The sequence below is a fragment of the Cellulomonas sp. PhB150 genome (assembly GCF_003755175.1).
In the GTDB taxonomy this organism is placed as follows: domain Bacteria; phylum Actinomycetota; class Actinomycetes; order Actinomycetales; family Cellulomonadaceae; genus Cellulomonas.
Genome location: NZ_RKHX01000002.1, coordinates 579,763 through 604,748, shown reverse-complemented (window position 1 = coordinate 604,748; position 24,986 = coordinate 579,763). Strand labels below are relative to the sequence as shown.

Below are 24,986 nucleotides of genomic sequence, written 5' to 3'. Positions count from 1 at the left end.
ACCGGTCCGGCCTGGTCCCGGGGTGCGAGACGTGCGCGTCAGTGCCCGCCCTGCCCCCGGGCTCGCCGCCGAGCACCGCGCAGCGCGAGGCCCGGCAGCGCGAGCCGCGCGTACCGGCGTGCCTGCGCCCGGCGACCACCGACGGGCGGGCCCGGCCGGACCGGCGGCAGCGTCCCGAGCGACGCGAGCACGGCCGGGAGCTCGTCGGGCTCGGGGTGGAAGTAGTTCTCGGACCGCCACCGCGGCGCCGCGGCGAAGAACCGTCCGGCCTCGAGGTCACGCAACGTGCCCAGCAGCCCGCTGCCCTCGTACACCGTGGTGAGGTTCTCGTCCCCGACGCCGAAGTCGGCGAGCACCAGCCCCCGCAGCCCGGCGGCCAACGCCTCGAGCAGCGCTGTCGAGCTGACCGTCACGAGCGCCGTGCCGGGCGTGAGGTGCGCCGCGAGCGGCCCGGTCGCCAGGTGCACCGGGGCGTCGTCGCGCAGCCCGCGCCACAGGACGTCGTAGGGATGGGGCTCGTCGTGCGTCTGCACCTGGCCCGCCACGGCGCGCAGCTTCACGACGACCTCGAGGTCCGGGCGCGAGCGCGCGAGGGTCGCGAGGGAGCGCAGCACCGCGCGGCGCTCGTCGGGCGCGGTGGGGAACTTGGCCTGCGGCGCGAACACGACCCGGGACAGCGGAGCCTCGTCGGGTGCGGCGTCCACGTCGGCGGAGCCGTCGAGGAACGGGAGCCGGTTCACGGCCAGCACGGGGTCCACGCCCACCGTGGCGGCCGCGAGCGCGAAGGCTTCGCGCTCGTGCCGCGAGTGCACGACGAACACGTCGGCACCCGAGCGGAACCGCAGCGCCCGCTCGGTCGCGGGGATGGACATGCCGGGCAGGCCCGTCACGACGACCGGCCGGTAGGGCAGGCCCGCGATCATCCGGATCAGCGCCTCGGCGGCCGGGCCGGTCGTCGCGACGAGGACCGCGTCGGGGCGCGTGCGCCGCAACCGCGCGGCCAGGCCGATCAGCGAGTGGTCGTCGACGACCCGGCCGGCCCAGCCCGTGCCCGCCACGGCGGCCGTGGTCTGCGCGTCGTCGGGGCGGATCGGCGTGCGCAGGACCGCGAGCTCGCGCCGCGGGACCGCTTCGAGCCGGTCGAGCGTGGCGGCCGCCCACTTCACGTACGAGTCGGAGTCGGCGACGGCGAGGACGGAGCCCAGGGTCATCGGGCGGCGACCACGCGGGTGTCGAGCGCGGGCAGCACCTGCGCGGCGAGGTCCATCATCCAGCGGTGCTCGTCGTTGGCGTGCGTGCGCAGGACGTCGAGCAGGTCGTCGGGGTAGCGGCTCACGGGCACGTCGGTCAGCTCGTGCAGGTAGAACAGGCACGACGAGGTGGCGCCCACGGTCAGCGCCGGGGGCGCCTGCGGGTCCAGGAGCACCTCCACCGGCAGCATCGGCTCATCGTCCCAGACGACCACGCGCGGGTCGTCGTCCCACTGCGGCCCCCAGGTGCGGGACCCGGCCCGCGGGTGCGGCCGGATCACGACCCGCCGGCCCGCCGCCAGGAGCTGTGCGACGACGGCGTCGTTGACGCCGCGCTCGGCCTCGGCCACGACGGACCGCGGCACCAGGTGGTCCGCGAAGTTCTGGGCGACGAGCAGGACCTCGTCGGGCGCGAACGCGCGGCCGTGCGCTCCGAGGACGCGGTGGAAGTGGGCGTAGTCGATCCGGTACCCCCCGACCGTGACGGGCGGGAACGTGACGCGCGGCAGGTCCGCGTCGTACTGGGGCGGCACGGGGATGCTCGCGAGCATCAGGTCGACCGACGCGATGCCCGCGATGTGCCGGGCCTCGGCGCAGTCGCGGCTCGTGACGCGGTCCATGAGGCCGACGTCGTGCTGCTTGATCGACTTGGGGACGTACGAGCCGACGCCGTCCTCGAACAGCCGCACCGGCACCGCGCCGGCCGTCTCGTAGAGGAACTTCTGGCCGCGCGCGGACATGTACGCCGAGACGTAGATCGCGTGCACGGCTCCCCCGCCCCACGCGTCACGCAGCCGGTCGCCGAACGCGCGCACGGACGCGACGCTCGGCCGCGCGGCGTACACCTCGCGGTAGGTCTCGGTGATGTCGACGACCGCGTCGAACCGGCCGGTCCGGCGGCACAGGTCGACGAGGCGCGCGCCGAAGCCGGGTGCGCCGTTCGTCGAGTGCACCAGCGCGACCAGGCGCGCGGCGGGCAGCGTCGGCGCGTGGTCCCACAGGGACAGGACGGCCATGAGCTGCATCGGGCTGTTGAACATCATCACCACGGTCGGCGCCGTCGGGACCGGGGGCGCCACGGGCGCGACCGGCGGTCGGGGCCGCATCACCCGGCGCGCCCAACGGCGGGCCCGCCGGGTCAACGACGCCGGAGCCGGTGCGGCCGGGACGGGCTCGGCGGCCGCGTCCGCGAGGGTCTTGGCGCGGGCCCGACGGCGGGCCGCGGCGCGCACGTGCTCGGCGTAGGCCGCCTCGTGCGCCGGCCGTCCGACCAGGTCCAGCACGTCCGCGGTCGGCACGAGCGCCGACCCGTCGTCGGGCGCGCACACCACCCGGCCGGCCGACGAATCCAGCGCGGCGACCGCCAGGCCGAGGCGGGCGAGCGGTGCCGCCGCGGCGAGCACCGGCACCAGCGCGGCCCCCGGCGCGGCGAGCTTCACCCGCGTCAGCGGTTCCTGCGCGTGCCGGGCCGCCAGCGCGGCGCGCCACGGGCGTCCGGACACGGGTCCCGTCACGGTGAGCGCCCCCGGCCGGCCGGACCGGAGGACCGGACCGCCCGGCACGCCCAGGGGCGGGGACGCGAGGCCCGCGTCGGCGGCCATCGCGGCGAGCGCCTCGTCGAACCTCGCCCGGAAGCGCGCGTTGGAGAACTGCGCCCAGTAGCGGTCCGCAGCTGCGGCCGCCGACCGTCGGGCCCAGGCAGGGTCGTCGCCGACCCGCTCGACCTGCGCGGCGATCGCCTCGACGTCCGCGACGTCGACGAACGACTCGAACCCGTCGCCGAGCATCTCGGGGGCCCCGCCGACCGCGGTCGTGACGATCGGCGTGCGCAGCAGCATGGCCTCGAGCAGGACGAGCGGCATCGCCTCGGTGTGCGACGCGAGCACGAGGACGTCGGCCGCGGCGATGTGCGCGAGCGCCTGGGGCTTGGCCACCTCGCCCACGACGGTCACCACGTCGGCGAGGTCGTGCTCGACGACGTACGCGGCGAGCTCGTCGCCGTAGAGGGGCTCGCGCGGGCGGCCCACGATGCGCAGGTGGACCGGCAGGTCCGGGCGGCGGGCCCGGAGCCGGCGCACCGCGTCCACCACGTCGAGCTGGGCCTTGCGGCGCTGCACGGTGCCGACCACGACGACGTTGAGCACGTCCGGGTCGATCCCGAGCCCGCGCGCGACGTCGGCCCGGTCGCGGTGCGCGAGCGTCGCCTCGATGAGCGCCTCCTCGGCGCACGTGTTCGGCAGCACGTGCAGCGGAGCGTCGTGCAGGCCCGCCTCCTCGACCCACAGGTCGCGGCTCCGGGCCGAGACGAACACGAACCCGTCCTGCGCGGCCATGAGCGTGTCGCGCACGTGCGCGCGGTTCCACACGTCGGTCGAGTAGAAGTCGAAGGCCTGCGGCTCGTCGTGCATGATCGCGACCTTGTGCCCCGCCCGGTGCTCCGGGAGGTAGCCCTGGCGCAGGTGGCTGACGAACGAGCCGAGCCCGTTGACGAGGTGCAGCAGCGGGTCGCGCCGCCGGTACTCCGCGAGCGACGTGGTGTACGCGAGGCCGTCCCCGGGGTACTGCGGCGTCAGGCTGTTCCCGAGCACCAGCGTCGAGTACGCCGAGCCCGCGAGCGCGGCGAGGTACGCCCGGTCCGTGAACGCGATCCCGGTGTCGAGCTTGCCGAGGTAGTTCGTCAGGTAGGCGATGTCGTACGTCTCGTCGACGGCCGGGCCGTCGACGAGCAGGGGCGGGTTGCGCAGCTCCATCAGTCCTTCGTCCGAGTCCTGCGGCACCGCCTCGGTGCCGCTCTCACCCCCGGAGGATGCCCGCCCCGTCGGGCCACTCACCACCGCCGCGCGCTCGGCGCCAGCCAATGTTCACCTCGCGTTCCACCAGGCGTCAGGCGCGGCATCCGGACGACCCCCTCGCGTCACCTGGCCCTCCTAGGGTCCGGTCCAACGGCACGTGAGACCACGGGCCGGACCACCGGGAGGAAGTCGCGTGAACAACGTCAGGCGCCGCGCACGGCGTGCCGTCACCGGGGTCGCCCGCCGGACGGCGACCACGGTCGCCCCGTCGCTGCGGCTCAACCGCCGGTACGCCGCGGTCGTCTCGTCCGTCTCCGCCACCGCGACCGGCGTGTCGTCGAGCTCGCAGTGGCAGCGCATCGTGCTGACCCAGGCCGTGCTCGCGCACGCCCAGGCGCTCGCCGACCTGCGCCGCAACGCCGCCCGGTCGCTCGCGGTCGAGGCCGGCGTGCGACCGTGGCACGGCGCGTGGCCGGCGCTGTTCACGTCGCTGCTCGACGTCGCGCGACGCGCGCAGTCCGCCGGGGAGACCGAGCTGGCGGTCGAGGTCTACCGCCTGCTCGTCGAGTCCCGCCCCGCCTCGCAGGGCAGCTGGCGCGGGCTGGCCACGAGCCTCGACGCGCTCGGCGACTACACCGGCGCCCGCACGGCGGCGCAGCGCTACCGCGACCTCACCGGCCAGGACCTCGCCCTGCCCAACGACGGCGCGCAGGGCTGGGACTCCGGCGCCGGCGCCGCCCAGCTCGACGCGTCGCTGGCCGCGCTCGCGGGCGGGCTCGAGGCTCCCGACGCCGTCGACGCGTGGGTGCACGCCGAGCAGCTGGTGGCGGCCGGGAGCGCCGGCCTGCCGACCTTCGCCGCCGCCCTCGCCGCCACCCGCGCCGCGGGGACCGGGTTCGGCGCGGGGTACGAGGCGCTCGTCGCCCGGACCGTCAGCGCCGGTGAGCCGCTCGCACCGCTCGCGCCGCTCGTGGCCGCCGTCAACGGGGCCCGCCGCCTGCCCACCCGCGGCCGGCTCACCGCCGACGAGGCCGTCGCGCTGCGCACCCTCGACATGTCCGGCCTGCGCCAGTACCTCGCCGGGAAGTCCGTCTGCCTGGTCGCGAACTCGGCGCGCCTGCTCGAGCACGACGCCGGGCCCCTCATCGACTCCTACGACGTCGTCGTGCGGTTCAACTCGTTCGCGATCGACGCGCCGCACACGGGCACCAAGACGGACGTGCACGCCACGATCCACCTGCACAGCTTCAACTGGTCGCGCCCCGTCGACGTGCGGCTCGTGTTCAGCGGCAAGCGCGACCTGTGGCGCTCGTCGGTGCTCGAGCACGTCGAGCCCGGCGCCCAGACCTACCTCGGCGACGAGTCGCTGCGCTGGCCCGCGCTGAGCCTGTTCACGCCCGCGGAGCGCGAGGACCTCAAGGTCCCGACGACGGGCTTCAACACCCTGCGGCTCGTCGACTACCTCGACGTCAGCACGGCCATCGACCTCGTCGGCTTCGACTTCTACGACGGGGGCGCCTACCGGGTCCCCGAGGCGATGCACCTGCCCGTCGCGGCGGCCCACAGCTACGAGAACGAGCGGCGCTGGGTCATGGACCGCGCCGTGTCCACCACCGACATCACGATCAGCCTGAGGTGAGCACCCCCATGACCGGACCCACCCACGACAGAGCGTTCGTCGCCTTCGTCGACGACAACTACTTCCCGGGCTTCGTCGTGCTGCTCAAGAGCCTGACGCTGACGAACCCGGACGTCGAGGCGGACGTCGTCGTGCTGCACGACGGGTTGTCCCTGGCGAACATCTCGCGCGCGGTCTCGCTGCGGCCCGACCTGCGCTTCGTGCGCGTGGGGACCGAGCGCTACGAGCGGTACACCAAGGGGTCGGCCGCGAACTACCTGTACACCAAGGCGTACTACATCCTCGACGCGTTCCGGCTGACGGGGTACCGCAGGATCGTCACGCTCGACACCGACATGGTGGTGCTCGACCGGATCGACGACCTGTTCGCGCTCGACGCCCCGTTCGCCGCCGTCCCGCAGTTCTTCGACTCCGACGGCGGCCGCAAGCTCAACAGCGGGTTGCTGGCGTTCGACGAGACGTACACCGACGGCACGTTCGCGGCGCGGCTGGACGCCATCGGCGAGAGCGGCGAGTACGAGCTCGAGCGGCACGACCAGGGCGTCATCACCGCGGCGCTCGACGGGGACTACCTGCACCTGCCGCGGCGCTACAACTGGGTCAAGCGCGCCACCCGCCGCGGCGGGGTGCCGCCGCAGGACACGGCGATCCTGCACTTCACGGGCAAGTTCAAGCCGTGGGACGGCGGCGAGCACGGCTACGCGCGCCTCGAGGCGCTGTGGCACCAGTACGACGTGAGCGACGCCGCGTTCCTCACCGCGTGCGCGCGGCTCGCGGAGCAGGGGCAGATCGCGGACCCCACCGCGGCGACCGCGTACAAGGCGCGCGGCGCGGGCGTGCCCGAGACCGACGCGCGCGGGCCCGTGGCCGCGCAGCGCGAGGCCACCCGGTTGCGCGGCGCGGGCGACTTCGCCGGGGCCGTCGCGCTGCTCGAGTCGCACGCGCTCGAGGCCGGCCAGCTCGACACCGGCTACGCGCTCGACCTCGCGGCCTCCTACCGAGCGGTCTCGCGGTACGACGACGCCGCCGTCCTGGCCTCCACGGCGCTCGCCTCGAACCGTGCGGGCGAGGCGCACGTCGCGCTCGCCGAGGTCGCGTGGATCGTCGGCGACCTCGACGGGGCCCGCGAGCACGCCCGCTCGGCGCTGGCCCTCGAGCCGCTGCGCCACAAGGCACGCCTCGTGCACGCCCGTGCCGTCCGCACGACGCCGGACGCCGAGGTGGTGGCCACGAGCGACCCCGCCGGCATCACGCTGTCGCACGCCGCGTTCTACGTCGACCCGCTCGGCAACTACGGCGACGTGCTCCTGCCCGCCGCGGTCCGCGAGGCGGTCACGCACGTGCGCGGGGTCGCCGACTGGCACGGCGTGCACGTGCACCAGGTGTTCGACGAGGCCGCCGTCGACGCGGTCAACGCGACGAGCGGCCTGCTGGTAGGCGGCGGCGGGCTGTTCCTGCCGGACACCTCGCCCAACGGCAACTCCGGCTGGCAGTGGAACGTGCCCGACGCGAGCCTCGACCGGTTGACCGTGCCGCTGGGGCTCGTGGCCGTCGGCTACAACCTCTTCCCCGGCCAGGAGTTCCTCGGCTCACGGTTCCGCGAGTCCCTCACGCACGTCGTCGACCGCGCGCAGTTCGTCGGGCTGCGCAACCGCGGGTCGATCGAGCGCGTGCGCGCGCTGCTGCCCGCGGACCTCGCCGATCGCGTGACGTACCTGCCGTGCCCGACGACGATCCTCGGGCTGCTGCCCGGCACGGCGTACACCGACCCGGTCGAGGACACCGCCACGCGCGACGTCGTCTACCTCAACGTCGCCTACGACCGCTCCGCGCTGCGGTTCAAGGACGAGTACCCGGCGTTCCTGGCCGAGATCGACGCCTTCGTGCGGGGCCTGTCCGGCGTCGCGCAGGTGCGGATCGGGGCGCACACGATCCCCGACGAGCGCATCGCGGTCGACCTGTTCCGCGAGCACGGGACGCGCGTGGGCGTCGACAGCTTCTTCCGGCTCGGCGTCGAGGAGACCACCCGGCTCTACCGCGAGGCGGCCCTCGTGGTCGGCATGCGCGGGCACGCCGGGATGATCCCGTTCGGCCTCGGGACGCCGATCCTCAGCCTGGTCTCGCACGCCAAGCTGCGCTACTTCCTCGAGGACGTCGGCCGGCCCGAGTGGGGCGTGGACGTCGCGGAGCGCCACCTCGGCGCGCGGCTGCTCGAGCTGTCGACCGACGTGCTCGGCGCGCAGGACCGGTACCGCTCGCAGGTCGCCGACGCCCGGCAGGGGCTCTACGACACCAGCGTCGCGGCACTGCGACCGTTCCTCGAGGCGCTGTAGGCACGCTCGGGACAGGACGACGCCCGCACCAGGGGGCCAGTGCGGGCGTCGGAAGGCCCATCATCGCGGGCCGCGCGTCGTGGCCGCAAGGGGGAAGTTCTGTGAACGCGCTGTGAAGGTCAGCGCTTGCGCGCCGACGCGGCCAGCAGCCGCGTGGCCTTCCAGCGGGACATGCCGACGCTCGTGACGACACCCTCGAGCTCGGACGCCTCGACGGACCCGAGCAGCAGGTCCTCGAGGACGCCCGGACCGTTGGCGAGCAGGAGCCCGGACGCGATCTCCTCGCCCGCCTCGCCCCCCGACCACCGCACGGCGCGGACGTTGCCCTCGCGCCGTTCGAGCAGCACCACGGGCGTGGCGCGCAGCAGCTTGGAGATGGCGGTCGCGCCGTCCGTGGCGCTGGCGGGCTCGCGGAGCACGGCGATCGCGCCCGACGACGAGGGCACGACGTCGACGGCCACGCCGGCGAGCACGCACGCCGCGGCGAGCGGCGCGGGGACGGCCACCGGGGTCACGACGAGCGCGACGGACGGGTCCTCGTCGACCGGGGCGAACAGCGACGACAGGTCGTCGGGGACGACGATCTCGTCGTCGTCGGCCATCAGAGCGCGCCCTTCGTGGACGGGATGCCCTCCACGCGGGGGTCGAGCGCCACGGCGAACCGCAGCGCACGCGCCAGCGCCTTGAACTGGGCCTCGACGATGTGGTGCGGGTCCCGGCCGGCGAGCACGCGGACGTGGATGCTGAACGCCGCGTGGTGCGCGATCGACTCCAGGACGTGCCGCGTCAGCGCGCCGGTGAAGTGACCGCCGATGAGGTGGTACTCCTGGCCGATCGGCTCGCCGGTGTGCACGAGGTAGGGGCGGCCCGACACGTCGACCACGGCCTGCGCGAGCGCCTCGTCGAGCGGGACGGTCGCGTCGCCGAACCGGGAGATCCCGCGCTTGTCCCCCAGCGCCTCGCGCAGCGCCTCGCCGATGACGATGGCCACGTCCTCGACCGTGTGGTGCGCGTCGATGTGGGTGTCGCCGGTCGCCTTGACCGTGAGGTCGATCAGCGAGTGCTTGCCCAGCGCGGTGAGCATGTGGTCGTAGAACGGCACCGTCGTCGAGATGTCCGTGCGGCCCGTGCCGTCCAGGTCCAGCTCGACCAGCACGCTCGACTCGCTCGTCGCGCGCTCGATGCGGGCGACGCGCTTCTTCGTCGGGCTCATAGTGATGCGACCTCCACCAGGGCGTCCTTGAACGCCGCCGTCTCCTGCGGTGTGCCGACCGACACCCGCAACCATCCGTCCGGGCCGACCTCGCGGATCAGGACCCCCCGGTCGAGCAGACCCTGCCAGATCGCGTGCCGGTCGTCGAACAGGCCGAACAGCACGAAGTTCGCGTCGGACTCCGCGACGGTCAGGCCCCTGCCCCGCAGCCACCCCACCAGGGCGTCGCGCTCGTCGCGCAGCGAGCCGACCTGCGCCATCAGCTCGGCGCTGTGGGCGAGCGCGGCCCGCGCGACCGCCTGCGTCACGCCGGACAGGTGGTACGGCAGGCGGACCACGCGCAGCGCGTCCACGAGCTCGCTCGCCGCGGCGAGGTAGCCGACGCGCGCGCCGGCCAGCCCGAAGGCCTTGGACATCGTGCGGCTCACGGCCAGGTGCGGGTGCTCGGCGAGCAGCTCGAGCGCGCTCGGGACGCCGCGGCGGCGGAACTCGCCGTAGGCCTCGTCGACCACGACGACGCACCCGCCGGGCACCTCGGCGGCCGCGTCGAGCACCGCGAGCACCGTCGATGCCGGCAGCGCCGTGCCCGTGGGGTTGTTGGGGCTCGCGAGCAGCACCACCGAGGGCGCGTGCTCGGCGATCGCCGCGCGGGCCGCGTCGGGGTCGAGGCTGAAGTCCTCCGCGCGCCGCCCGGCGACCCAGGCCGTGGAGGTGTCCCGGGCGTACTCGGGGTACATCGAGTACGTGGGCGCGAACGACAGCGCGGTGCGGCCGGGGCCGCCGAACGCCTGCAGCACGTGCAGCATGATCTCGTTCGAGCCGTTGGCGGCCCACAGCTGGGCGACGTCGAGCCGCACGCCCGACTCGGTGGCCAGGTAGTCCGCCAGGTCGGCCCGCAGCGCCTCGAAGTCGCGGTCGGGGTACCGGTTGAGGCCACGGGCCGCCTCCGCGACGGCGGCCGCGATGTCCGCGACGACCTGCTCCGAGGGGGCGTACGGGTTCTCGTTGACGTTGAGCAGGTGCGGGACGTCGAGCTGCGGCGCCCCGTAGGGCTCGAGCCCGACGAGCTCCGGCCGCAGCGGCAACGCGGGACGGGCGATGTCGGCAGTCACGGGTCCGAGTCTAGGGACGTGCGCGTCCGTGCCGGTCAGGCGTCCACAGCCGCGCGCGCGTGCGCCGCCAGCCGCGCGATGCCCTCGTCGACGCTCACGCGCGGCTCCCACCCGAGCGCCTCGCGCGTGCGCCGCTGGTCGAACCAGTGCGCGGTGGACAGCTGCTCGGCGACGAACCGCGTCAGAGGCGGCTCGCCGGGCAGCGGGAGGTGCGCCCACGCGGCGTCGAGGCCCGCACCGGCGGCGCGAGCGAGCGCGGCGGGCACGCGTCGCCGCGGGACCGGGACGCCGCTGGCGGCGCAGATCGCGTCGATCAGCTCGCGGACCGGGCGCGGCTCGCCGTTCGTCACGACGTACGCCTGACCGTAGGAGTCGGCGGGAGCGACCAGGGCCGCGACGAGCGCGTCGACGGCGTTGTCCACGTAGGTCGTGTCGATGAGGGGGGCACCCGTGCCGAGGATCGGCAGCCGGCCCGCGCGGGCGCGGTCGACGATGCGGCCGACGAGCTGGGTGTCCCCCGGCCCCCACACGACGTGCGGGCGGACGGCGACGACCCGGAACCCGGGCTGGTCGGCGGCGAGCGCGAGCTGCTCGGCGGCGGCCTTGGTGCGCGCGTAGGGTCCGCGCGCGTGGGCCGGCTCGGCGGGGCCGGCACCGGCGCCGACGAGCGACGCGCCCGTGTGGGCGACCGACGGCGAGGAGACGTAGACGACACGGGCCACGCCCGCGGCACGCGCGGCGTCGAGCACCGTCCGGGTGCCCTCGACGTTGATCATGCGGTACTCGTCCTCGGGCCCGACGATGTCGACCTTCGCGGCGAGGTGGACGACCGCCTCGGCGCCGGTGACCGCACGGGCGACGGCCTCCGCGTCGGTGACCGACCCGAGCTCGTCGTGCGCGCCTGCCACGCCCGAGGGGCGGCGCTGCAGCGTGCGGACGTCCCACCCGTCGGCCACGAGCCGCGCGGCGACCGCGCCGCCGAGCATGCCGCTCGCGCCGGTGACCAGCACGGTCCTCACAGGCGGGCCCGCCGTCCGGCGAGCACCGCGGCGGCCCAGCCGGCCAGCCGGGTGCGGTCGATCTTCGAGTTGTGCCGCAGGTCGGTGGGCAGCCCTGGGACGACGAGCACCGCGGCGACCGGCACGGGCAGGCCGGCCAGCGCCCGCCTGACGCGCCCCGCGAGGTCCGGGTCGGCCAGGCCGGCCCGCGCGGGCTCGTCGGGCTCGACGACCACGACGAGCTGCTGGGTGCCCCGCGGGCCCACCCCGACGACCGCCGAGCGGGCGACGCCGTCGAGCGCGTCGACGAGCCGCTCGGGCGCGACGGGCGTCACCACGCCGCGGTCGCTCGCGACGACGTGCGCGAGCCGGCCCTCGACCCAGAGCCGCCCCTCGGCGTCGAGCCGCCCGACGTCGCCCGTGCGGTGCCAGCCGGCGTCGCGCGCGGACGCGTCCTGCGTGAACCACAGCCGGTCGTAGCGGTCCTTGAGGTGCGGGCCGGTCACGAGGATCTCGCCGAGCACGTCCGCGGTGCCGTCCGGGACGCCGACCGCTACGCCCTCGTCGGACAGCGCGCTGATCGCGACGCGCGCGCCCTCGACCGGCCGACCGACGCACACGCCCGGGCCGTCGCCGGCCGCGAGGATCTCGTCGAGCTCGATGTCGGTGACCGGCAGCATCTCGGTCATGCCGTACGGCGTGTGCAGGCGGGCCGCGGGCAGCACCTCGCGCACGGCCAGCAGCAGGTCGGCGGGCACGGGCGCGCCCGCCGACAGCAGCGTCTCGACGCCGGCCAGCGCGGCACGGTCGTCGTCGGACGCCTCGTCCTGCGTGGCCAGGATGCCCGCGAGCGCGGCCGGCGAGGCGAACACGACGGCGCCGTCCACGGCGCGCACGGCCGCGGCCAGCGCGGCGGCGGTCAGCGTGCGCGGTGCGGTCACGTCCATGTCCGGGCTGACGCTCGTGGCCCCGAGCGCCGGGCCGAGCAGCGCGAAGGGCGCGAACGCGGCGACGAACGAGCGCTCGGCCGAGATCCCGTAGGTCCGCGCGACGGCGTCGCGCATGCCCGCCAGGCCGCGCTGCGTGTAGACGACTCCCTTGGCCGGCCCGGTCGATCCCGAGGTGAACAGCACCGCGGCCTCGTCGTCGCCGTCGGGCCACGCGAGCTCCACGTCGGAGACGGCACCCAGGTCGGCCAGCTCCACCAGGGTCGCCTCCACACCGAGCGCGGCGCGGGCCCGGCGGTGGATCGGACCTGCGGCGACGAGCGTGGGAGCCCACCGGAACGCCTTCGCGGCGAGCAGCGCCCGCTCGATGCCGATCACGGCCACGGGCTCGGCCGCCTTGACCGCGCGCGAGAGCGCGCCGACACCCAGCCCCGCGTCCGCCACCACGACGACCGCACCGAGCCGCAGGCACGCGTAGAGGACCGCGGTCAGGTCGGCACCGGGCGGCACGAGCACCGCGACGCGGTCCCCCGGGCGGACGCCGATCACGGCCAGGCCGCGCGCGATCTCCTCGGTACGGCGCGCCAGGGCGCGCCACGAGACGGTGCGGGAGGTGTCGCCGTGCAGCTCGACGAGCGCCGGGCCGTCGTCGTCCGCGCGCTCGGTCAGGGTCGCGCCGAGCAGGCGGACGGGGGCAGGCTCGGGCGCCGGCGGCTGGACGGCGGGCGCGGCGACGCGGGCGTCGAGCCAGCGCAGCACGCCGGTCGCGACGTCCTCGTCCTCCGCGACCAGGTGGCCCGCGGTCGGGTACCGGTGCACGTCGGCGTGCGGGAGGCGATCCTGCAGGTCGCGCAGGAAGCGGTCGGAGAACACCGGGTCGCGCGCGCCCCATGCCAGCAGCGCGGGCACGTCGAGCTCGCTGACGCCGGCCGCGATCCGCTCCAGCTCGGGGCGGCTGGGGTGGTCGGCGACCGCCGGGATGTCCGCGACGAAGTCGCCGACCGCGGTACGGCGCGCGGCGGTGCGGTACGGCGCGCGGAAGGCGTGGCGCACAGCGCCGTCGAGGCGCGGGTGGGCCAGCGCGAGCGTGGTGTCGATGAAGCCGGTGGTCGTGACCGTCGCGGCCTGCCGCACGCCCGGGACCATGACGGGACGCAGGGCGGCGGGGGCGCGCTCGGCGAGCGGCTGGAAGACCGCGGTGTTCAGCAGGACCACGCCGGCGAGCAGCTCGGGGTGGTCGACGGCCCAGCCGAGGCTGATCGAGCCTCCCCAGTCGTGCCCGGCGGTGACGACCGGGCCGGCCAGTCCGAGCGTGTCCGTGAGCTCGCCGAGCTCGCGCACGCGGTCGGCAAGCAGGTGCGTGTCTCCGGTGCGCTGCGAGAAGCCCATGTCGAGCTGGTCCACCGCGATCACGCGCCACGGCCGCTCGGCCGCCGTGGCGGCCGCGACGAACGTCCGCCACAGGTACGACCAGGTGGGGTTGCCGTGCACGCACAGCAGGGTCCCGACGGGCTCGGCCGTGAGGTGCGCGGCGTTGTCTAGCACGTGCCAGGCGCCCGAGGGCGTCCGGACCACGCGCGACCAGGCAGGGTCGAGCCCCGGCAGCCCGCTCGGTGCGAGCGTGGCCACCGTCGTCGCCGGCATCACCAGACGATCTCCGTCATCGCGGTGTTCAGCCCGGAGCCGACGCCCATGCAGACCACGCGGTCGCCCGCGCTGAGCGAGTCCGCCTCGGCGGCCAGGGTCATCGGCAGCGACGCGGGGCCGACGTTGCCCCAGCGCGGGTACGTCGTCGGCACGCGGCGCCGGTCGAGGCCCAGGGCGTCGACGATCGACGTGGTGTGCACGGTGGAGACCTGGTGCGTGATGAACCGGTCGGCGGCGTTCCAGTTCCAGCGCGGCTCGGCCTCGTTCCACGCCTCGACGACGAGCTCGAGCCCGCCGTCGAGCAGGCCCTGCGGGTCCGTCGACATGCCGTCGGGGCCGCCGACGCACAGCGTGTGGTGCTGCGTCGCGGCGCGCGAGACCCCGCCGAGCACGCGGTGCGCGCCCGGGTGCAGGCTCGCCGGGCCGAGCACCGCGGCCGCGGCGCCCGCTCCGAGCGTCAGCGTCGCGAACTCCCGCAGGAAGTCGTCGCGCGTGGAGTCCTCGCGCGACAGGCGCCGGATCGTCGCCTCCTGCGTGGGGCGCGGGTCCTCGCCGTCGACGATCACGGCGTAGCGGATCTGACCGGCGTCGATGAGCTGGGCGGCGAGCGTCAGCCCGTTGACGAAGCCGAGGCACGCGTTGGTGATGTCGAAGTTCAGCGCGCTCGACGGCAGGCCGAGCCCGTCGTGGATGCGCGAGGCGACCGACGGCTCGAGATGGGTGCGGGTCACCGAGGTGTTGATGAGCAGCCCGACCTCGCCGGGGTCGACGCCCGACTCGGCGAGCGCCTTGGCGGCGGCCTGGGTGGCGGCGTCGTCGAACGTCGTCCCGTCATCCCACCAGCGGCGCTCGGTCACGCCGGCGACGCGGCGCAGCAGGCCCTTGGGCAGCCGGAGCCGCTTGAGGGTGCTCGCGAGCTGCTCGTCGAACCGCTGCGAGGGCATGACGACGGGCGCCTCGACGGCCGTCACCGCCAGCAGCGCGACGTCTCGGTGCTCGAACATGGCATTACCGGTCACTGGATGCGCCCACTTCCCTCGCGCTGCACGGGCGCGTTCGTCCTGCTCCTACTGTGCTACTCCCCGGGCGACGGTGCAGGCCAACGGCCCGCACCGTCAGAAGCGCGCGCGTACCGCCTCGCCGTGTGCGGGGAGACCCTCGGCCTCCGCCAGCGCGACGATCCGGTCCGCCACCTCGCCCAGCGCGTCCGCGTCGTACTCGATGACCTGCACGGCGCGCAGGAACGAGTGGACACCGAGCCCGCTGGTGAAGTGTGCGCAGCCCCCGGTGGGGAGCACGTGGTTCGAGCCGGCCATGTAGTCGCCCAACGACACGGGCGAGTACGGACCGACGAAGATGGCGCCCGCGCTCGTGACGCGCTCCGCCACCTCCGCGGCGTCCGCCGTCTGGATCTCGAGGTGCTCGGCGCCGTAGGCGTTGACCACGGCCAGCCCCTGCTCGAGGTCGTCGACGAGCACGATCGCGGACTGCGAGCCGTCCAGCGCCTGCGCGACGCGGCCGCGGTGGAAGGTCGCCTCGGTGCGGTCGGCCAGCTTGGCCTCGACCGCGCCCGCGAGCTCCGCGCTCGGCGTCACGAGGACGGCCGCGGCGAGCGGGTCGTGCTCGGCCTGCGAGACCAGGTCCGCGGCGACGTGGCCCGCGTCGGCGGTGCCGTCGGCCAGGATCGCGATCTCGGTCGGGCCGGCCTCGGAGTCGATGCCGACGACGCCGCGCACGAGCCTCTTGGCCGCGGCGACGTAGACGTTGCCCGGGCCGGTCACGACGTCGACGGGCTCGCACAGCGTCTCGCCGTCGACCTCGTCGGAGCCTGCCGCGCCGTAGGCGAACATGCCGACCGCCTGCGCGCCGCCGACGGCGTACACCTCGTCGACACCGAGCAGCGCGCACGTGGCCAGCACGACCGCGTCCGGGAGGCCGTCGCGGTCCTTCTGCGGCGGGGACGCGACCGCGAGCGAGCCGACGCCCGCGGCCTGGGCCGCGACGACGTTCATGATCACCGAGGACGGGTAGACGGCCAGCCCACCGGGCACGTAGAGGCCCACGCGGCGGACGGGGATCCAGCGCTGGCGGACCTGCGCGCCGGGGGCGACCTGCACGGTGAAGCCCTGCGGGACCTGTGCGGCGTGCACGGCCCGGACGCGGCTGATCGTCTCGTCCAGCGCGGCCCGCACGTCCGGGTCGAGGACGTCGACCGCCGCGGCGATGGTCTTCGCGGGCACGCGCAGGTGCTCGGGTCGCACGCCGTCGAACCGCTCGGCCAGGTCACGCAGGGCGGCGGCCCCGCGCCGGCGGACGTCGTCCAGCAGGGGCGCGACGACCTCGCCCGCGTGCTCGACGTCGACCTCGGCGCGCGGGAGCTCGGCGAGGAGCTCGCGGCGCGACAGGGCGCGACCGCGCAGGTCGATGCGGGAGATCACCGGCCGAGTGTATGCCGCTGGGCTGGACGCGGGCCCGGCAGGGCCGCATCACGGGCAGACTGTGCGCATGATCACGGTGCCCATCACGGACGACTCGATCCGCCTCGGTCAGTTCCTCAAGCTGGCCAACCTCGCCGAGTCGGGCGCCCACGCCCGCGCCCTGCTCGACGACGGCGCGGTGACCGTCAACGGCGAGGACGAGACCCGCCGCGGCCGCCAGCTGGTCAAGGGAGACGTCGTCGAGGTCGACCTGCCCGGCGGCTACGAGGAGGCCACGGTCGGCTGACCGCCGCCCGTGTCACCGGTCTCGCCCTCCCGGTAGAGCGGCAGCGCCGCGTCGAACGCCTCCTGCCAGGACCGCACCGGCACGCCGGCCACGTGGTCCGTCAGCTGGTCGAGGCTCGCGTGCCACCCACCGGCGTACCCGCGCGCACCCGCCGGGGTCAGGCCGTAGTGCTGGAGCTGGAGCACGGCACCGTCGTCGTCCGGGCTGACGCTCACGATGACGAAGGTCTGCTCCTCTCCGGGGAAGCGCCACGTCACGGAGAACATGTGCGGGGCGTCGCAGTCCCGGATCTCGCCGACGGCGTTCTCGGCCGCGCCCGGGAGGTCCTCCCCCATGCGCAGCTCGTAGGAGCCGCCGGCCCGGAGGTCGCCGTAGACGGGACCCAGCCATCGCGCGAGCCGCTCGGGGGTGGTGACGGCGTCCCACAGGTCGTCGGTCGTCGTGGCGTACCGCCGCTCGAACAGCACGGCGGTGCCGTCCCGGAACGGGCTGAGCGTGGCTCGGACGTCGTTCGTCATCTCGGGTCCTCCGCTGCAGTCGGGCCGGCGGCCGCTTGTCGGCCGGCGGGTGCGGGTCGACCGGCGGAAGCCCGCCGACCCCGGGCGATCTCGGTGTCCAAGGCGTCCAGGCGCGTCGACCAGAACCGGCGCACGTCGTCGACCCACGCCGCGAGGTCGTCGAGCGGCTCGGAACGCACCGCGTACAGCCGTACGGGCCCGCGCACCTCGGCCTCGACCACGCCCGCCTCCCGCAGCACGCGCAGGTGGCGCGAGGTGGCGGGCTGGCTGATGCCGAACTCCGCCCCCACGGCGGCGGCGAGCTCGCCCGCGGGCCGCCGGCCGTCGGCCAGCAGCTCGACCAGCCGGCGTCGGACCGGGTCCCCCAGCGCGTCCATCGGGTGCATCACCCGATGTTTGCACCCCAGGTTATATAACGCAAGAGTTAAGACGCGAGGCAGCTCGGACCGAGCAGCGCCTTGAGGTCGCCGAACAGCGAGGGCGACCGCTCGACGCGCAGGCCGTCGTCGAGCCGCATGACCGTCGCCCGCCCCGGCTGCGTCAGGCGCAGGTGGACCTCGGTGACGCCGGGGTGCGTGGACAGCACCTCGCGCAGTCGCTCGACGAGCGGCGGCGTGCAGCGGGCGACCGCCATCGAGACGACGACGGGTGAGTCCGCGGTGACCGACACGTCGGGCAGCGAGACCTCCATGGCCTGCAGCTGCATCGTCTCGTCCCGACGGCGCACCCGGCCGCGCACGACGACCACGGCGTCCTCGGCGAGCACCGTGGAGTAGGCCAGGTAGGTCTCGCCGAAGAACATGATCTCGACGGAGCCCTCCATGTCCTCGATCGTCACCGCGGCCCACGGGTTGCCCTGCTTCGACATCTTGCGCTGCAGCGACGTGATGAGCCCGGCGATGACGACCGTCGAGCCGTCCGGCCGCTGCTCGTCGGCCATCAGGGTGGCGATCGAGACGTCCGCGGCCGCCGCGAGCACGTGCTCGATGCCGGACAGCGGGTGGTCGGAGACGTACAGGCCGAGCATCTCGCGCTCGAAGGCCAGCCGCTGCTTCTTGTCCCAGTCGGGCAGGTCCGGGATCGCGACCGCGAACCCGGGGTCGTCGTCACCGCCGAACACGTCGGCGAACAGGTCGAACTGCCCCTCGGCCTCCTTGCGCTTGACGCCGATCACGGCGTCCACGGCCTGCTCGTGCACCAGCAGGAGCGCGCGGCGTGGGTGTCCGAGGGAGTCGAACGCCCCCGCCTTGATGAGCGACTCGATGGTCCGCTTGTTGCAGACGACGGCCGGCACCTTGTCGAGGAAGTCCGTGAACGAGGCGAACTCGCCCTTCTCCTCGCGCGAGCGCACGATCGCGTCGACGACGTTGGCGCCGACGTTGCGCACCGCGGTCAGGCCGAACCGGATGTCGGTGCCGACGGCCGTGAAGTTGGCCGCCGACGAGTTGACGTCGGGCGGCAGGACCGTGATGCCCATGTGCCGGCACTCGCCGAGGTACAGCGCCGACTTGTCCTTGTCGTCGCGCACGCTGGTCAGCAGCGCGGCCATGTACTCGGTCGGGTAGTTGGCCTTGAGGTAGGCCGTCCAGTAGGAGATGACGCCGTACGCGGCCGAGTGCGCCTTGTTGAAGGCGTAGTCGGAGAACGGCAGCAGGATGTCCCACAGCGTCTGCACCGCGGCCATCGAGTAGCCGCGCTCGATCATGCCGCCCGAGAAGCCCTCGAACTGCTTGTCCAGCTCCGACTTCTTCTTCTTGCCCATCGCGCGGCGCAGGATGTCGGCCTGCCCGAGCGAGTACCCGGCGACGCGCTGGGCGATCGCCATGACCTGCTCCTGGTACACGATCAGGCCGTACGTCGTGCCGAGGATCTCCGCGAGCGGCTCCTCGAGCTCGGGATGGATCGGCGTGACCTGCTGCGCGCCGGTCTTGCGCAGCGCGTAGTTCGTGTGCGAGTTCGCGCCCATCGGTCCGGGCCGGTACAGCGCACCGACGGCCGAGATGTCCTCGAAGTTGTCGGGGCGCATGAGCCGCAGCAGGGACCGCATGCCGCCGCCGTCGAGCTGGAACACGCCCAGCGTGTCACCGCGGCCCAGCAGCTCGTAGGTCGAGCGGTCGGTGAGCTCGAGGTCCTCGAGGACCACCGGCTCCTTGCCGTTCATCACGATGTTCTCGAGCGCGTCGTCGAGGATCGTCAGGTTGCGCAGCCCGAGGAAGTCCATCTTGATCAGGCCGAGGCCCTCGGACGTCGGGTAGTCGAACTGCGTGATGACCGCGCCGTCCTGCGGGCGGCGCATGATCGGGATGATGTCGATCAGCGGGTCGCTGGACATGATGACGCCGGCGGCGTGCACGCCCCACTGGCGCTTCAGCCCCTCGATGCCCTTGGCCAGCTCGACCACGCGCTGCGCGTCCGGGTCCGCCGCGTGCACCTGGCGGAACTCCTCGGCCTCGGAGTACCGCTTGTCCGACGGGTCGAAGATGCCCGTGAGCGAGATGTCCTTGCCCATGATCGCGGGCGGCATCGCCTTGGTGAGCTTCTCCCCCATCGCGAACGGCATGCCGAGCAGCCGGGCGGAGTCCTTGAGCGCCTGCTTTGCCTTGATGGTGCCGTAGGTGACGATCTGGGCGACGCGGTCCTCGCCGTACTTGTCCGTCACGTACCGGATGACCTCGCCACGACGGCGCTCGTCGAAGTCGACGTCGAAGTCGGGCATGGAGACGCGGTCCGGGTTGAGGAACCGCTCGAAGATCAGGCCGTGCTGGAGCGGGTCCAGGTCGGTGATGCGCATCGCGTACGCGGCCATCGAGCCGGCGCCCGAACCACGGCCCGGGCCGACGCGGATGCCGTTGTCCTTGGCCCAGTTGATGAAGTCGGCGACCACGAGGAAGTAGCCCGGGAAGCCCATCGAGGTGATGACCTCGGTCTCGAACTCCGCCTGCTGGCGCACGTCGTCGGGGATGCCGTCCGGGTAGCGCACGTGCAGGCCGGTCTCGACCTCCTTCACGAACCAGCTGGTCTCGTCCTCCCCGGCCGGGACCGGGTAGTTCGGCATGTAGTTGGCCGAGGTGTTGAACGAGACCTCGCACTGCTCGGCGATGCGCAGCGTGTTGTCGCAGGCCTCGGGCAGCTCGGACCAGACGCGGCGCATCTCGTCGGCGGACTTGACGTAGTAGCCCGAGCCCTCGAACGCGAAGCGGTTGCCGCCCTGCTCGTAGCTCGGCTCGGTGAGCGCGGACCCCGAGTTGATGGCGAGCAGCGCCTCCTGCGAGCCGGCGTCCTCCTCGCGCACGTAGTGCAGGTCGTTGGTCGCGACGACCGGCGCGCCGATCGTCTCCGCCAGACGCAGCAGGTCCTTGATGACGCGCGTCTCGATGTCGAGCCCGTGGTCCATGAGCTCGACGTAGTAGAAGTCCTTGCCGAACAGGTCCTGCAGCTCGCCTGCGGCGCGCACGGCCTCGTCCCACTGGCCCAGGCGGAGGCGGGTCTGCACCTCGCCCGACGGGCACCCGGTGGTCGCGATCAGGCCCTTGCCGTAGCGCTCGAGCAGGTCGCGGTCCATGCGCGGCCACTTGCCCATCTGGCCCTCGAGCGAGGCCAGCGACGAGGCGCGCATGAGGTTGTGCAGGCCCTCGTTGTTCCGGGCCAGCAGCGTCATGTGCGTGTACGAGCCGCGGGCCGAGACGTCGTCCTTCTCCTGGCCCTGCTGGCCGAACCGCACACGGGTCTGGTCGAACCGGCTGGTGCCCGGCGTGACGTACGCCTCGACGCCGATGATGGGCTTGATCCCGGCGGCCGTGGCCTTGGCCCAGAAGTCGAACGCGCCGAACAGGTAGCCGTGGTCCGTGGTCGCGATCGCGGTCTGGCCGACGCGCTCGACCTCGGTGAACAGGTCGCCCAGACGGGCCGCGCCGTCGAGCATCGAGTACTCGGTGTGCACGTGGAGGTGGACGAAGTCGGAACCCCCAGCAGCAGCCATGCGGGCGATCCTACGTGCCCGCGCCGACACTCCCGGGCGACCCGCGACCTGTGTCCGAGGACGTGACGATCTTCACCGCGTCGCGGTGCCAGATGTCCTCGTCGAGGTACCGCTCCGGCCGGGCGACGTACCCCAGTCGGGCGTAGAAGCCGAGCGCCTGCTCCTGCGCGCTGAGCTCGACGGCGACCGCCCGGACGCCGTCGAGGGGCGCACCGAACAGGTCCAGCGCCCGCGCCTCGAGATCCGTCATGAGCATCGCGCCGACGCCGAGCCCGCGCGCCGCGGCGCTGACCGCGACACGGCCGATGTGGGCTGGCTCGCCGCCGTGGTGCGGCGCGAGCAGCCGAGCCGTGCCCAGCGGGGTGCCGTCGTCGGCGAGCGCCAGGACGTGCACCGTCGTCGGGTCGTCGTCCAGCGCGTCGATCTCGCGCGCCGGGTCGACGTGCTGCTCCTCGACGAACACGGTCATCCGGATCGCAGTCATCGCGGCGCGCCGCTCGGGCGAGTCCACCCGGACGACGGTGGTCACACGTACCCGTCCTGCAGCACCGCCAGCGACCGCGCGAGGTCCTCGGGGTACTCGCTGGTCAGCTCGAGCCACTCCCCCGTGCTGGGGTGGTGGAAGCCGAGCCGCATGGCGTGCAGCCACTGCCGCGTCAGCCCGACGCGGGCCGCGAGCGACGGGTCCGCGCCGTAGGTCAGGTCGCCGACGCACGGGTGCCGCGTCGCCGCGAAGTGCACCCGGATCTGGTGCGTGCGGCCCGTCTCCAGGTGCACCTCCACGAGGGAGGCGGACGGGAGCATCTCGAGCACCTCGTAGTGGGTGATCGACGGCTTGCCGTCGGCCACCACCGCGAACTTCCAGTCCGAGCTCGGGTGCCGGCCGATGGGCGCGTCGATGGTGCCCGTCGTCGGCTCCGGGTGGCCCTGGACGAGCGCGTGGTAGACCTTCTCGACCGTGCGCTCCTTGAACGCGCGCTTGAGCACCGTGTAGGCGTGCTCGCTCTTCGCGACGACCATCAGTCCGCTCGTGCCGGCGTCGAGCCGGTGGACGATGCCCTGCCGCTCCGCCGAGCCCGACGTCGAGATGCGGTAGCCCACCGCAGCCAGCGCGCCGACGACCGTGGGCCCGGTCCAGCCGGGCGAGGGGTGCGCCGCGACGCCGACGGGCTTGTTGACGACCACGAGGTCGTCGTCGTCATACACGACGACCATCCCGGGCACGGGCTCGGCGACCACCTCGAGGGAGACGGGCGCGACGTCCGGGATCTCCACCTCGAGCCACGCGCCCGCGACGAGGCGGTCGGACTTGCCGACCTCGCGACCGTCCACGCGCACGCCACCGGCCGCGGCGATCTCGGCCGCGCGGGTGCGGGACAGGCCCAGGAGGCGCGCGAGGGCGGCGTCGACGCGCTCGCCGGCCAGCCCGTCGGGCACGGGCAGCGCGCGGGTGTCAGGCACCGGCCTGCGCCTCGTCCTCGGTGCGTGCCGGCGCGGGGGCGGCCGGGGCGGGGGCGGCGGGCGCGGGCTCGTCGGCCGCATGGTCGGTCGTCTCGAGGTCGCGCGCACCGTCCCGCGTCCCGTCGAGGTGGATGCCGAGCACCACCGCGAGGACGATCAGCACGGCCGCCACGACGATGGCGATGTCGGCGACGTTCCCGACGAAGAAGTCCGCGTACGCGATGAAGTCGACGACGTGACCGCGCGCGACCCCGGGGTCACGGACCATGCGGTCGACGAGGTTGCCGAGCGCACCGCCGAGCAGCAGCCCGAGCGCGACGGCCCACAGCGCCGAGCCGATCTTCCGCGACGCGCGCGCGATGACGACGACCACCACGATCGCGACGATCGTCAGCACCCACGTCATGCCCGTGGCGATCGAGAGCGCGGCACCCGGGTTGAACACGAGCTGGAAGCCGAGCAGGTCACCGATGATGTCGGTGCGCTCGCCGGGCGTCAGCGAGCGCAGCGCCCAGGCCTTGGTGAGCTGGTCGACGACGAGCACGACGACCGTCACGACGACGAGCGTGGCGATCAGGCGTCGGCGCGCCACGGAGGAACGGGTGGTCGGGCTGCTGGAGGGCACCGCAGGAGTCTACGGGCGCCTCAGCGCCGCTCCTCCCGCTGCTTGCACACCACGCAGAGCGTCGCGCGCGGGAAGGCCTGCACGCGGGCCTTGCCGATGGCCAGCCCGCAGGACTCGCAGGTGCCGAACGTGCCGACCTGGATCCGGGCGAGCGCCCGACGGGTCTGGCCCAGCATGTCGCGCGTGCTGTTGACGAGCGCGAGCTCCTGCTCGCGCTCGAGCGCCGACGAGCCGGAGTCCGCCTGGTCGTCACCCGCACCGTCACCGGAGTTGCGCAGCAGGTCGGAGAGCTCCGCGTCCGCCGCGGCGAGCTCCGAGGTCAGGCGGTCGATGTCCGAGGTGAGCTCGTCGGCGACGTCGCGCACCTCTCGTACGGTCCATGCCTTCTCACCGTCCCGGACGGGGAAGCCGCGCACGAGCTTGGCGAAGTCCTTGGAGTCGGTCAGGTCGACGGTGCTGAGCGAGTCGTTGGCCACGACGGTGCCCCCTGTCTGTCAAGGTCACGTGACTGTAGGCGTGCGGGACTAGGGACACAACACGCCACGCCGGGTGAATCCGGCGTGGCGTGCTGCTGCTGACCTGGTGCGACGCGTCCCGCGGGGCGCGTCGGCGTCAGAGGTTGTGAGCCTCGGTGCCCGGCTGGGACTGACCCGAACGCGGCGGCAGCGCGCTGCCCCGGTTGTCCAGGTCGCCGAGCAGGTTCTCGAGGTAGCTCTTCAGGCGCGTGCGGTAGTCGCGCTCGAAGACCCGCAGCTCGTCGATCTTGCGCTCGAGGAGCGACCGCTCCTGCTCGAGCTGGCCGAGCGTGCGCTGCGACGTCTCCTCGGCCTCCCGCACGATGCGCGTGGCCTGGTTCTTCGCGTCCGCGACGAGCCGCTCGGACTCCTCCTGGCCGCTGCGCACGTAGTCGTCGTGCAGCTTCTGGGCGAGCGCGAGCATGCCGGTCGCCGACTCGGGCTCGTTGCCGCGCTGGGGCGCCGCCACCGGGGCGACGATCGGCGCGGCCACAGGGGCCGGCGCGGCCGCGACCGGCGCGGGGGCCGGGACGGGCTCGGGCGTCGGCTCGGGCGTCGGCTCCGGCTTGGGGGCCGGCGCGGCCTGCTGGGCACCCGCGCGGCTCAGCTCGGCGATGCGGCGCTCCGCGGCGGCCAGCTTGGTCTTCAGGTCGTCGTTCTCGCCCTGGATGTCACGGAGCGTGTTGACGACCTCGTCCAGGAAGTCGTCGACCTCGTCCTGGTCGTAGCCCTCGCGGAACTTGGTCGCCTGGAACTTCTTGTTCAGCACCTCGTCTGCGGTCAGCAGCGCCATGGTCGTCACCTCTGTCGGTCGAACTGGTCAGGCCGGGGCAGTCCACCGACCACCTCGGGCCACCGTAGCGGACATTGCCTGGGCAGCACGCCCTGGCAGCGACGATCTCGACGGCGTTTCGCCCGGCACGGTGAACACCGGGCTGCCGTCTGTCGCGTTGGTCACCTCAGCAGCGAGAGCCCCACGGAGCAGAGCAGGAAGAGCACGAGGAACGCGAGATCGAGCGAGATCGCCCCGATCCGCAGCGGCGGGATCACACGACGCAGCAGCCGCAGCGGCGGGTCGGTGACCGTGTACGTGGCCTCGGCGATGACGAGCGCGACGCCCGTGGGCTTCCACGAGCGCGCGAACACCATCACCCAGTCCAGCACCAGGCGGACGAGCAGCAGGATGAAGAAGAGCAGCAGCGCCAGGTACGCGACGTCCAGGACTGTCCGCAC

The 24,986-nt window shown here is 73.9% G+C and carries 21 protein-coding genes; 3 read left to right on the top strand and 18 right to left on the bottom strand.

The window, feature by feature from the left end:
• Positions 1–38: 38 nt before the first annotated feature.
• Both EDF34_RS10170 and EDF34_RS10165 read right to left on the bottom strand, forming a co-directional pair.
• Entirely contained in the window at positions 39–1,211 is a 1,173-nt protein-coding gene (locus EDF34_RS10170; RefSeq protein WP_123371214.1) for a DUF6716 putative glycosyltransferase, read from the bottom strand.
• Positions 1,208–4,000: a glycosyltransferase gene (locus tag EDF34_RS10165; protein WP_123371213.1), complete on the bottom strand. Its 2,793-nt coding sequence runs from the start codon at positions 3,998–4,000 to the stop codon at positions 1,208–1,210. Before EDF34_RS10165 ends, EDF34_RS10170 begins: the two co-directional genes overlap by 4 nt.
• A gap of 235 nt (positions 4,001–4,235) precedes the next feature.
• On the opposite strand from EDF34_RS10165, the gene EDF34_RS10160 reads away from it, so the two are divergent.
• Together EDF34_RS10160 and EDF34_RS10155 are read left to right on the top strand one after the other, a co-directional pair.
• Positions 4,236–5,681 carry a glycosyltransferase family 29 protein gene (locus EDF34_RS10160; protein WP_123371212.1) on the top strand — a complete coding sequence of 482 codons (1,446 nt, stop codon included), beginning with the start codon at positions 4,236–4,238 and terminating at the stop codon, positions 5,679–5,681.
• An 8-nt stretch (positions 5,682–5,689) separates the two neighbouring features.
• Positions 5,690–8,014: a glycosyltransferase gene (locus EDF34_RS10155; RefSeq protein ID WP_148076610.1), complete on the top strand. Its 2,325-nt coding sequence runs from the start codon at positions 5,690–5,692 to the stop codon at positions 8,012–8,014.
• 119 nt (positions 8,015–8,133) lie between these two features.
• Here the strand turns inward: EDF34_RS10155 and EDF34_RS10150 are convergent, their stop codons facing one another.
• The 7 genes from EDF34_RS10150 to hisD all read right to left on the bottom strand — a co-directional run bounded on the left by EDF34_RS10150 (position 8,134) and on the right by hisD (position 16,369).
• On the bottom strand, positions 8,134–8,616 hold the full coding sequence (locus tag EDF34_RS10150; RefSeq protein ID WP_123371210.1) for a hypothetical protein: 483 nt from the start codon (positions 8,614–8,616) through the stop codon (positions 8,134–8,136).
• Positions 8,616–9,227 carry an imidazoleglycerol-phosphate dehydratase HisB gene (hisB, locus tag EDF34_RS10145; protein WP_123371209.1) on the bottom strand — a complete coding sequence of 204 codons (612 nt, stop codon included), beginning with the start codon at positions 9,225–9,227 and terminating at the stop codon, positions 8,616–8,618. The genes EDF34_RS10150 and hisB overlap by 1 nt, the downstream gene beginning before the upstream one ends.
• On the bottom strand, positions 9,224–10,339 hold the full coding sequence (locus EDF34_RS10140) for a histidinol-phosphate transaminase (protein WP_123371208.1): 1,116 nt from the start codon (positions 10,337–10,339) through the stop codon (positions 9,224–9,226). Before EDF34_RS10140 ends, hisB begins: the two co-directional genes overlap by 4 nt.
• 35 nt (positions 10,340–10,374) lie before the next feature.
• Positions 10,375–11,358, bottom strand: a complete 984-nt coding sequence (locus tag EDF34_RS10135; RefSeq protein ID WP_255414186.1) for an NAD(P)-dependent oxidoreductase — start codon at positions 11,356–11,358, stop codon at positions 10,375–10,377.
• Positions 11,355–13,928, bottom strand: coding sequence for an alpha/beta fold hydrolase (locus EDF34_RS10130; RefSeq protein ID WP_123371207.1), 2,574 nt, complete (start codon positions 13,926–13,928; stop codon positions 11,355–11,357). The genes EDF34_RS10135 and EDF34_RS10130 overlap by 4 nt, the downstream gene beginning before the upstream one ends.
• Complete coding sequence (locus EDF34_RS10125; protein WP_123371206.1) at positions 13,928–14,935, bottom strand: 3-oxoacyl-ACP synthase III; 1,008 nt, start codon at positions 14,933–14,935, stop codon at positions 13,928–13,930. The genes EDF34_RS10130 and EDF34_RS10125 overlap by 1 nt, the downstream gene beginning before the upstream one ends.
• Positions 14,936–15,046: 111 nt before the next feature.
• On the bottom strand, positions 15,047–16,369 hold the full coding sequence (gene hisD / locus EDF34_RS10120) for a histidinol dehydrogenase (protein ID WP_123371205.1): 1,323 nt from the start codon (positions 16,367–16,369) through the stop codon (positions 15,047–15,049).
• A gap of 67 nt (positions 16,370–16,436) precedes the next feature.
• Between hisD and EDF34_RS10115 the strand changes: the two genes are divergently transcribed.
• Positions 16,437–16,655 carry an RNA-binding S4 domain-containing protein gene (locus EDF34_RS10115; RefSeq protein ID WP_199737767.1) on the top strand — a complete coding sequence of 73 codons (219 nt, stop codon included), beginning with the start codon at positions 16,437–16,439 and terminating at the stop codon, positions 16,653–16,655.
• On the opposite strand, the gene EDF34_RS10110 is transcribed toward EDF34_RS10115, so the two are convergent.
• The 9 genes from EDF34_RS10110 to EDF34_RS10070 form a co-directional block, all read right to left on the bottom strand.
• The gene (locus EDF34_RS10110) at positions 16,631–17,173 is read right to left on the bottom strand and encodes an SRPBCC family protein (protein WP_123371203.1); all 543 of its coding nucleotides are present in this window, start codon (positions 17,171–17,173) and stop codon (positions 16,631–16,633) included. The two genes, EDF34_RS10115 and EDF34_RS10110, sit on opposite strands and share 25 nt — an antisense overlap.
• Positions 17,170–17,559 carry a helix-turn-helix transcriptional regulator gene (locus EDF34_RS10105; protein WP_123371346.1) on the bottom strand — a complete coding sequence of 130 codons (390 nt, stop codon included), beginning with the start codon at positions 17,557–17,559 and terminating at the stop codon, positions 17,170–17,172. Before EDF34_RS10105 ends, EDF34_RS10110 begins: the two co-directional genes overlap by 4 nt.
• 38 nt (positions 17,560–17,597) lie before the next feature.
• Positions 17,598–21,152: a DNA polymerase III subunit alpha gene (dnaE, locus tag EDF34_RS10100; RefSeq protein ID WP_123371202.1), complete on the bottom strand. Its 3,555-nt coding sequence runs from the start codon at positions 21,150–21,152 to the stop codon at positions 17,598–17,600.
• A 10-nt stretch (positions 21,153–21,162) separates the two neighbouring features.
• On the bottom strand, positions 21,163–21,681 hold the full coding sequence (locus EDF34_RS10095; protein ID WP_233575306.1) for a GNAT family N-acetyltransferase: 519 nt from the start codon (positions 21,679–21,681) through the stop codon (positions 21,163–21,165).
• A complete protein-coding gene (locus EDF34_RS10090) occupies positions 21,678–22,613 on the bottom strand; it encodes an RluA family pseudouridine synthase (RefSeq protein ID WP_123371201.1) in 936 nt (311 codons plus the stop codon). Before EDF34_RS10090 ends, EDF34_RS10095 begins: the two co-directional genes overlap by 4 nt.
• On the bottom strand, positions 22,606–23,238 hold the full coding sequence (gene lspA / locus EDF34_RS10085; protein ID WP_233575305.1) for a signal peptidase II: 633 nt from the start codon (positions 23,236–23,238) through the stop codon (positions 22,606–22,608). Before lspA ends, EDF34_RS10090 begins: the two co-directional genes overlap by 8 nt.
• Before the next feature lie 20 nt (positions 23,239–23,258).
• Entirely contained in the window at positions 23,259–23,714 is a 456-nt protein-coding gene (locus EDF34_RS10080; protein WP_123371200.1) for a TraR/DksA family transcriptional regulator, read from the bottom strand.
• Positions 23,715–23,850: 136 nt separating this feature from the next.
• Positions 23,851–24,546: a DivIVA domain-containing protein gene (locus tag EDF34_RS10075; RefSeq protein WP_123371341.1), complete on the bottom strand. Its 696-nt coding sequence runs from the start codon at positions 24,544–24,546 to the stop codon at positions 23,851–23,853.
• 161 nt (positions 24,547–24,707) lie between these two features.
• A complete protein-coding gene (locus EDF34_RS10070) occupies positions 24,708–24,986 on the bottom strand; it encodes a YggT family protein (RefSeq protein WP_123371199.1) in 279 nt (92 codons plus the stop codon).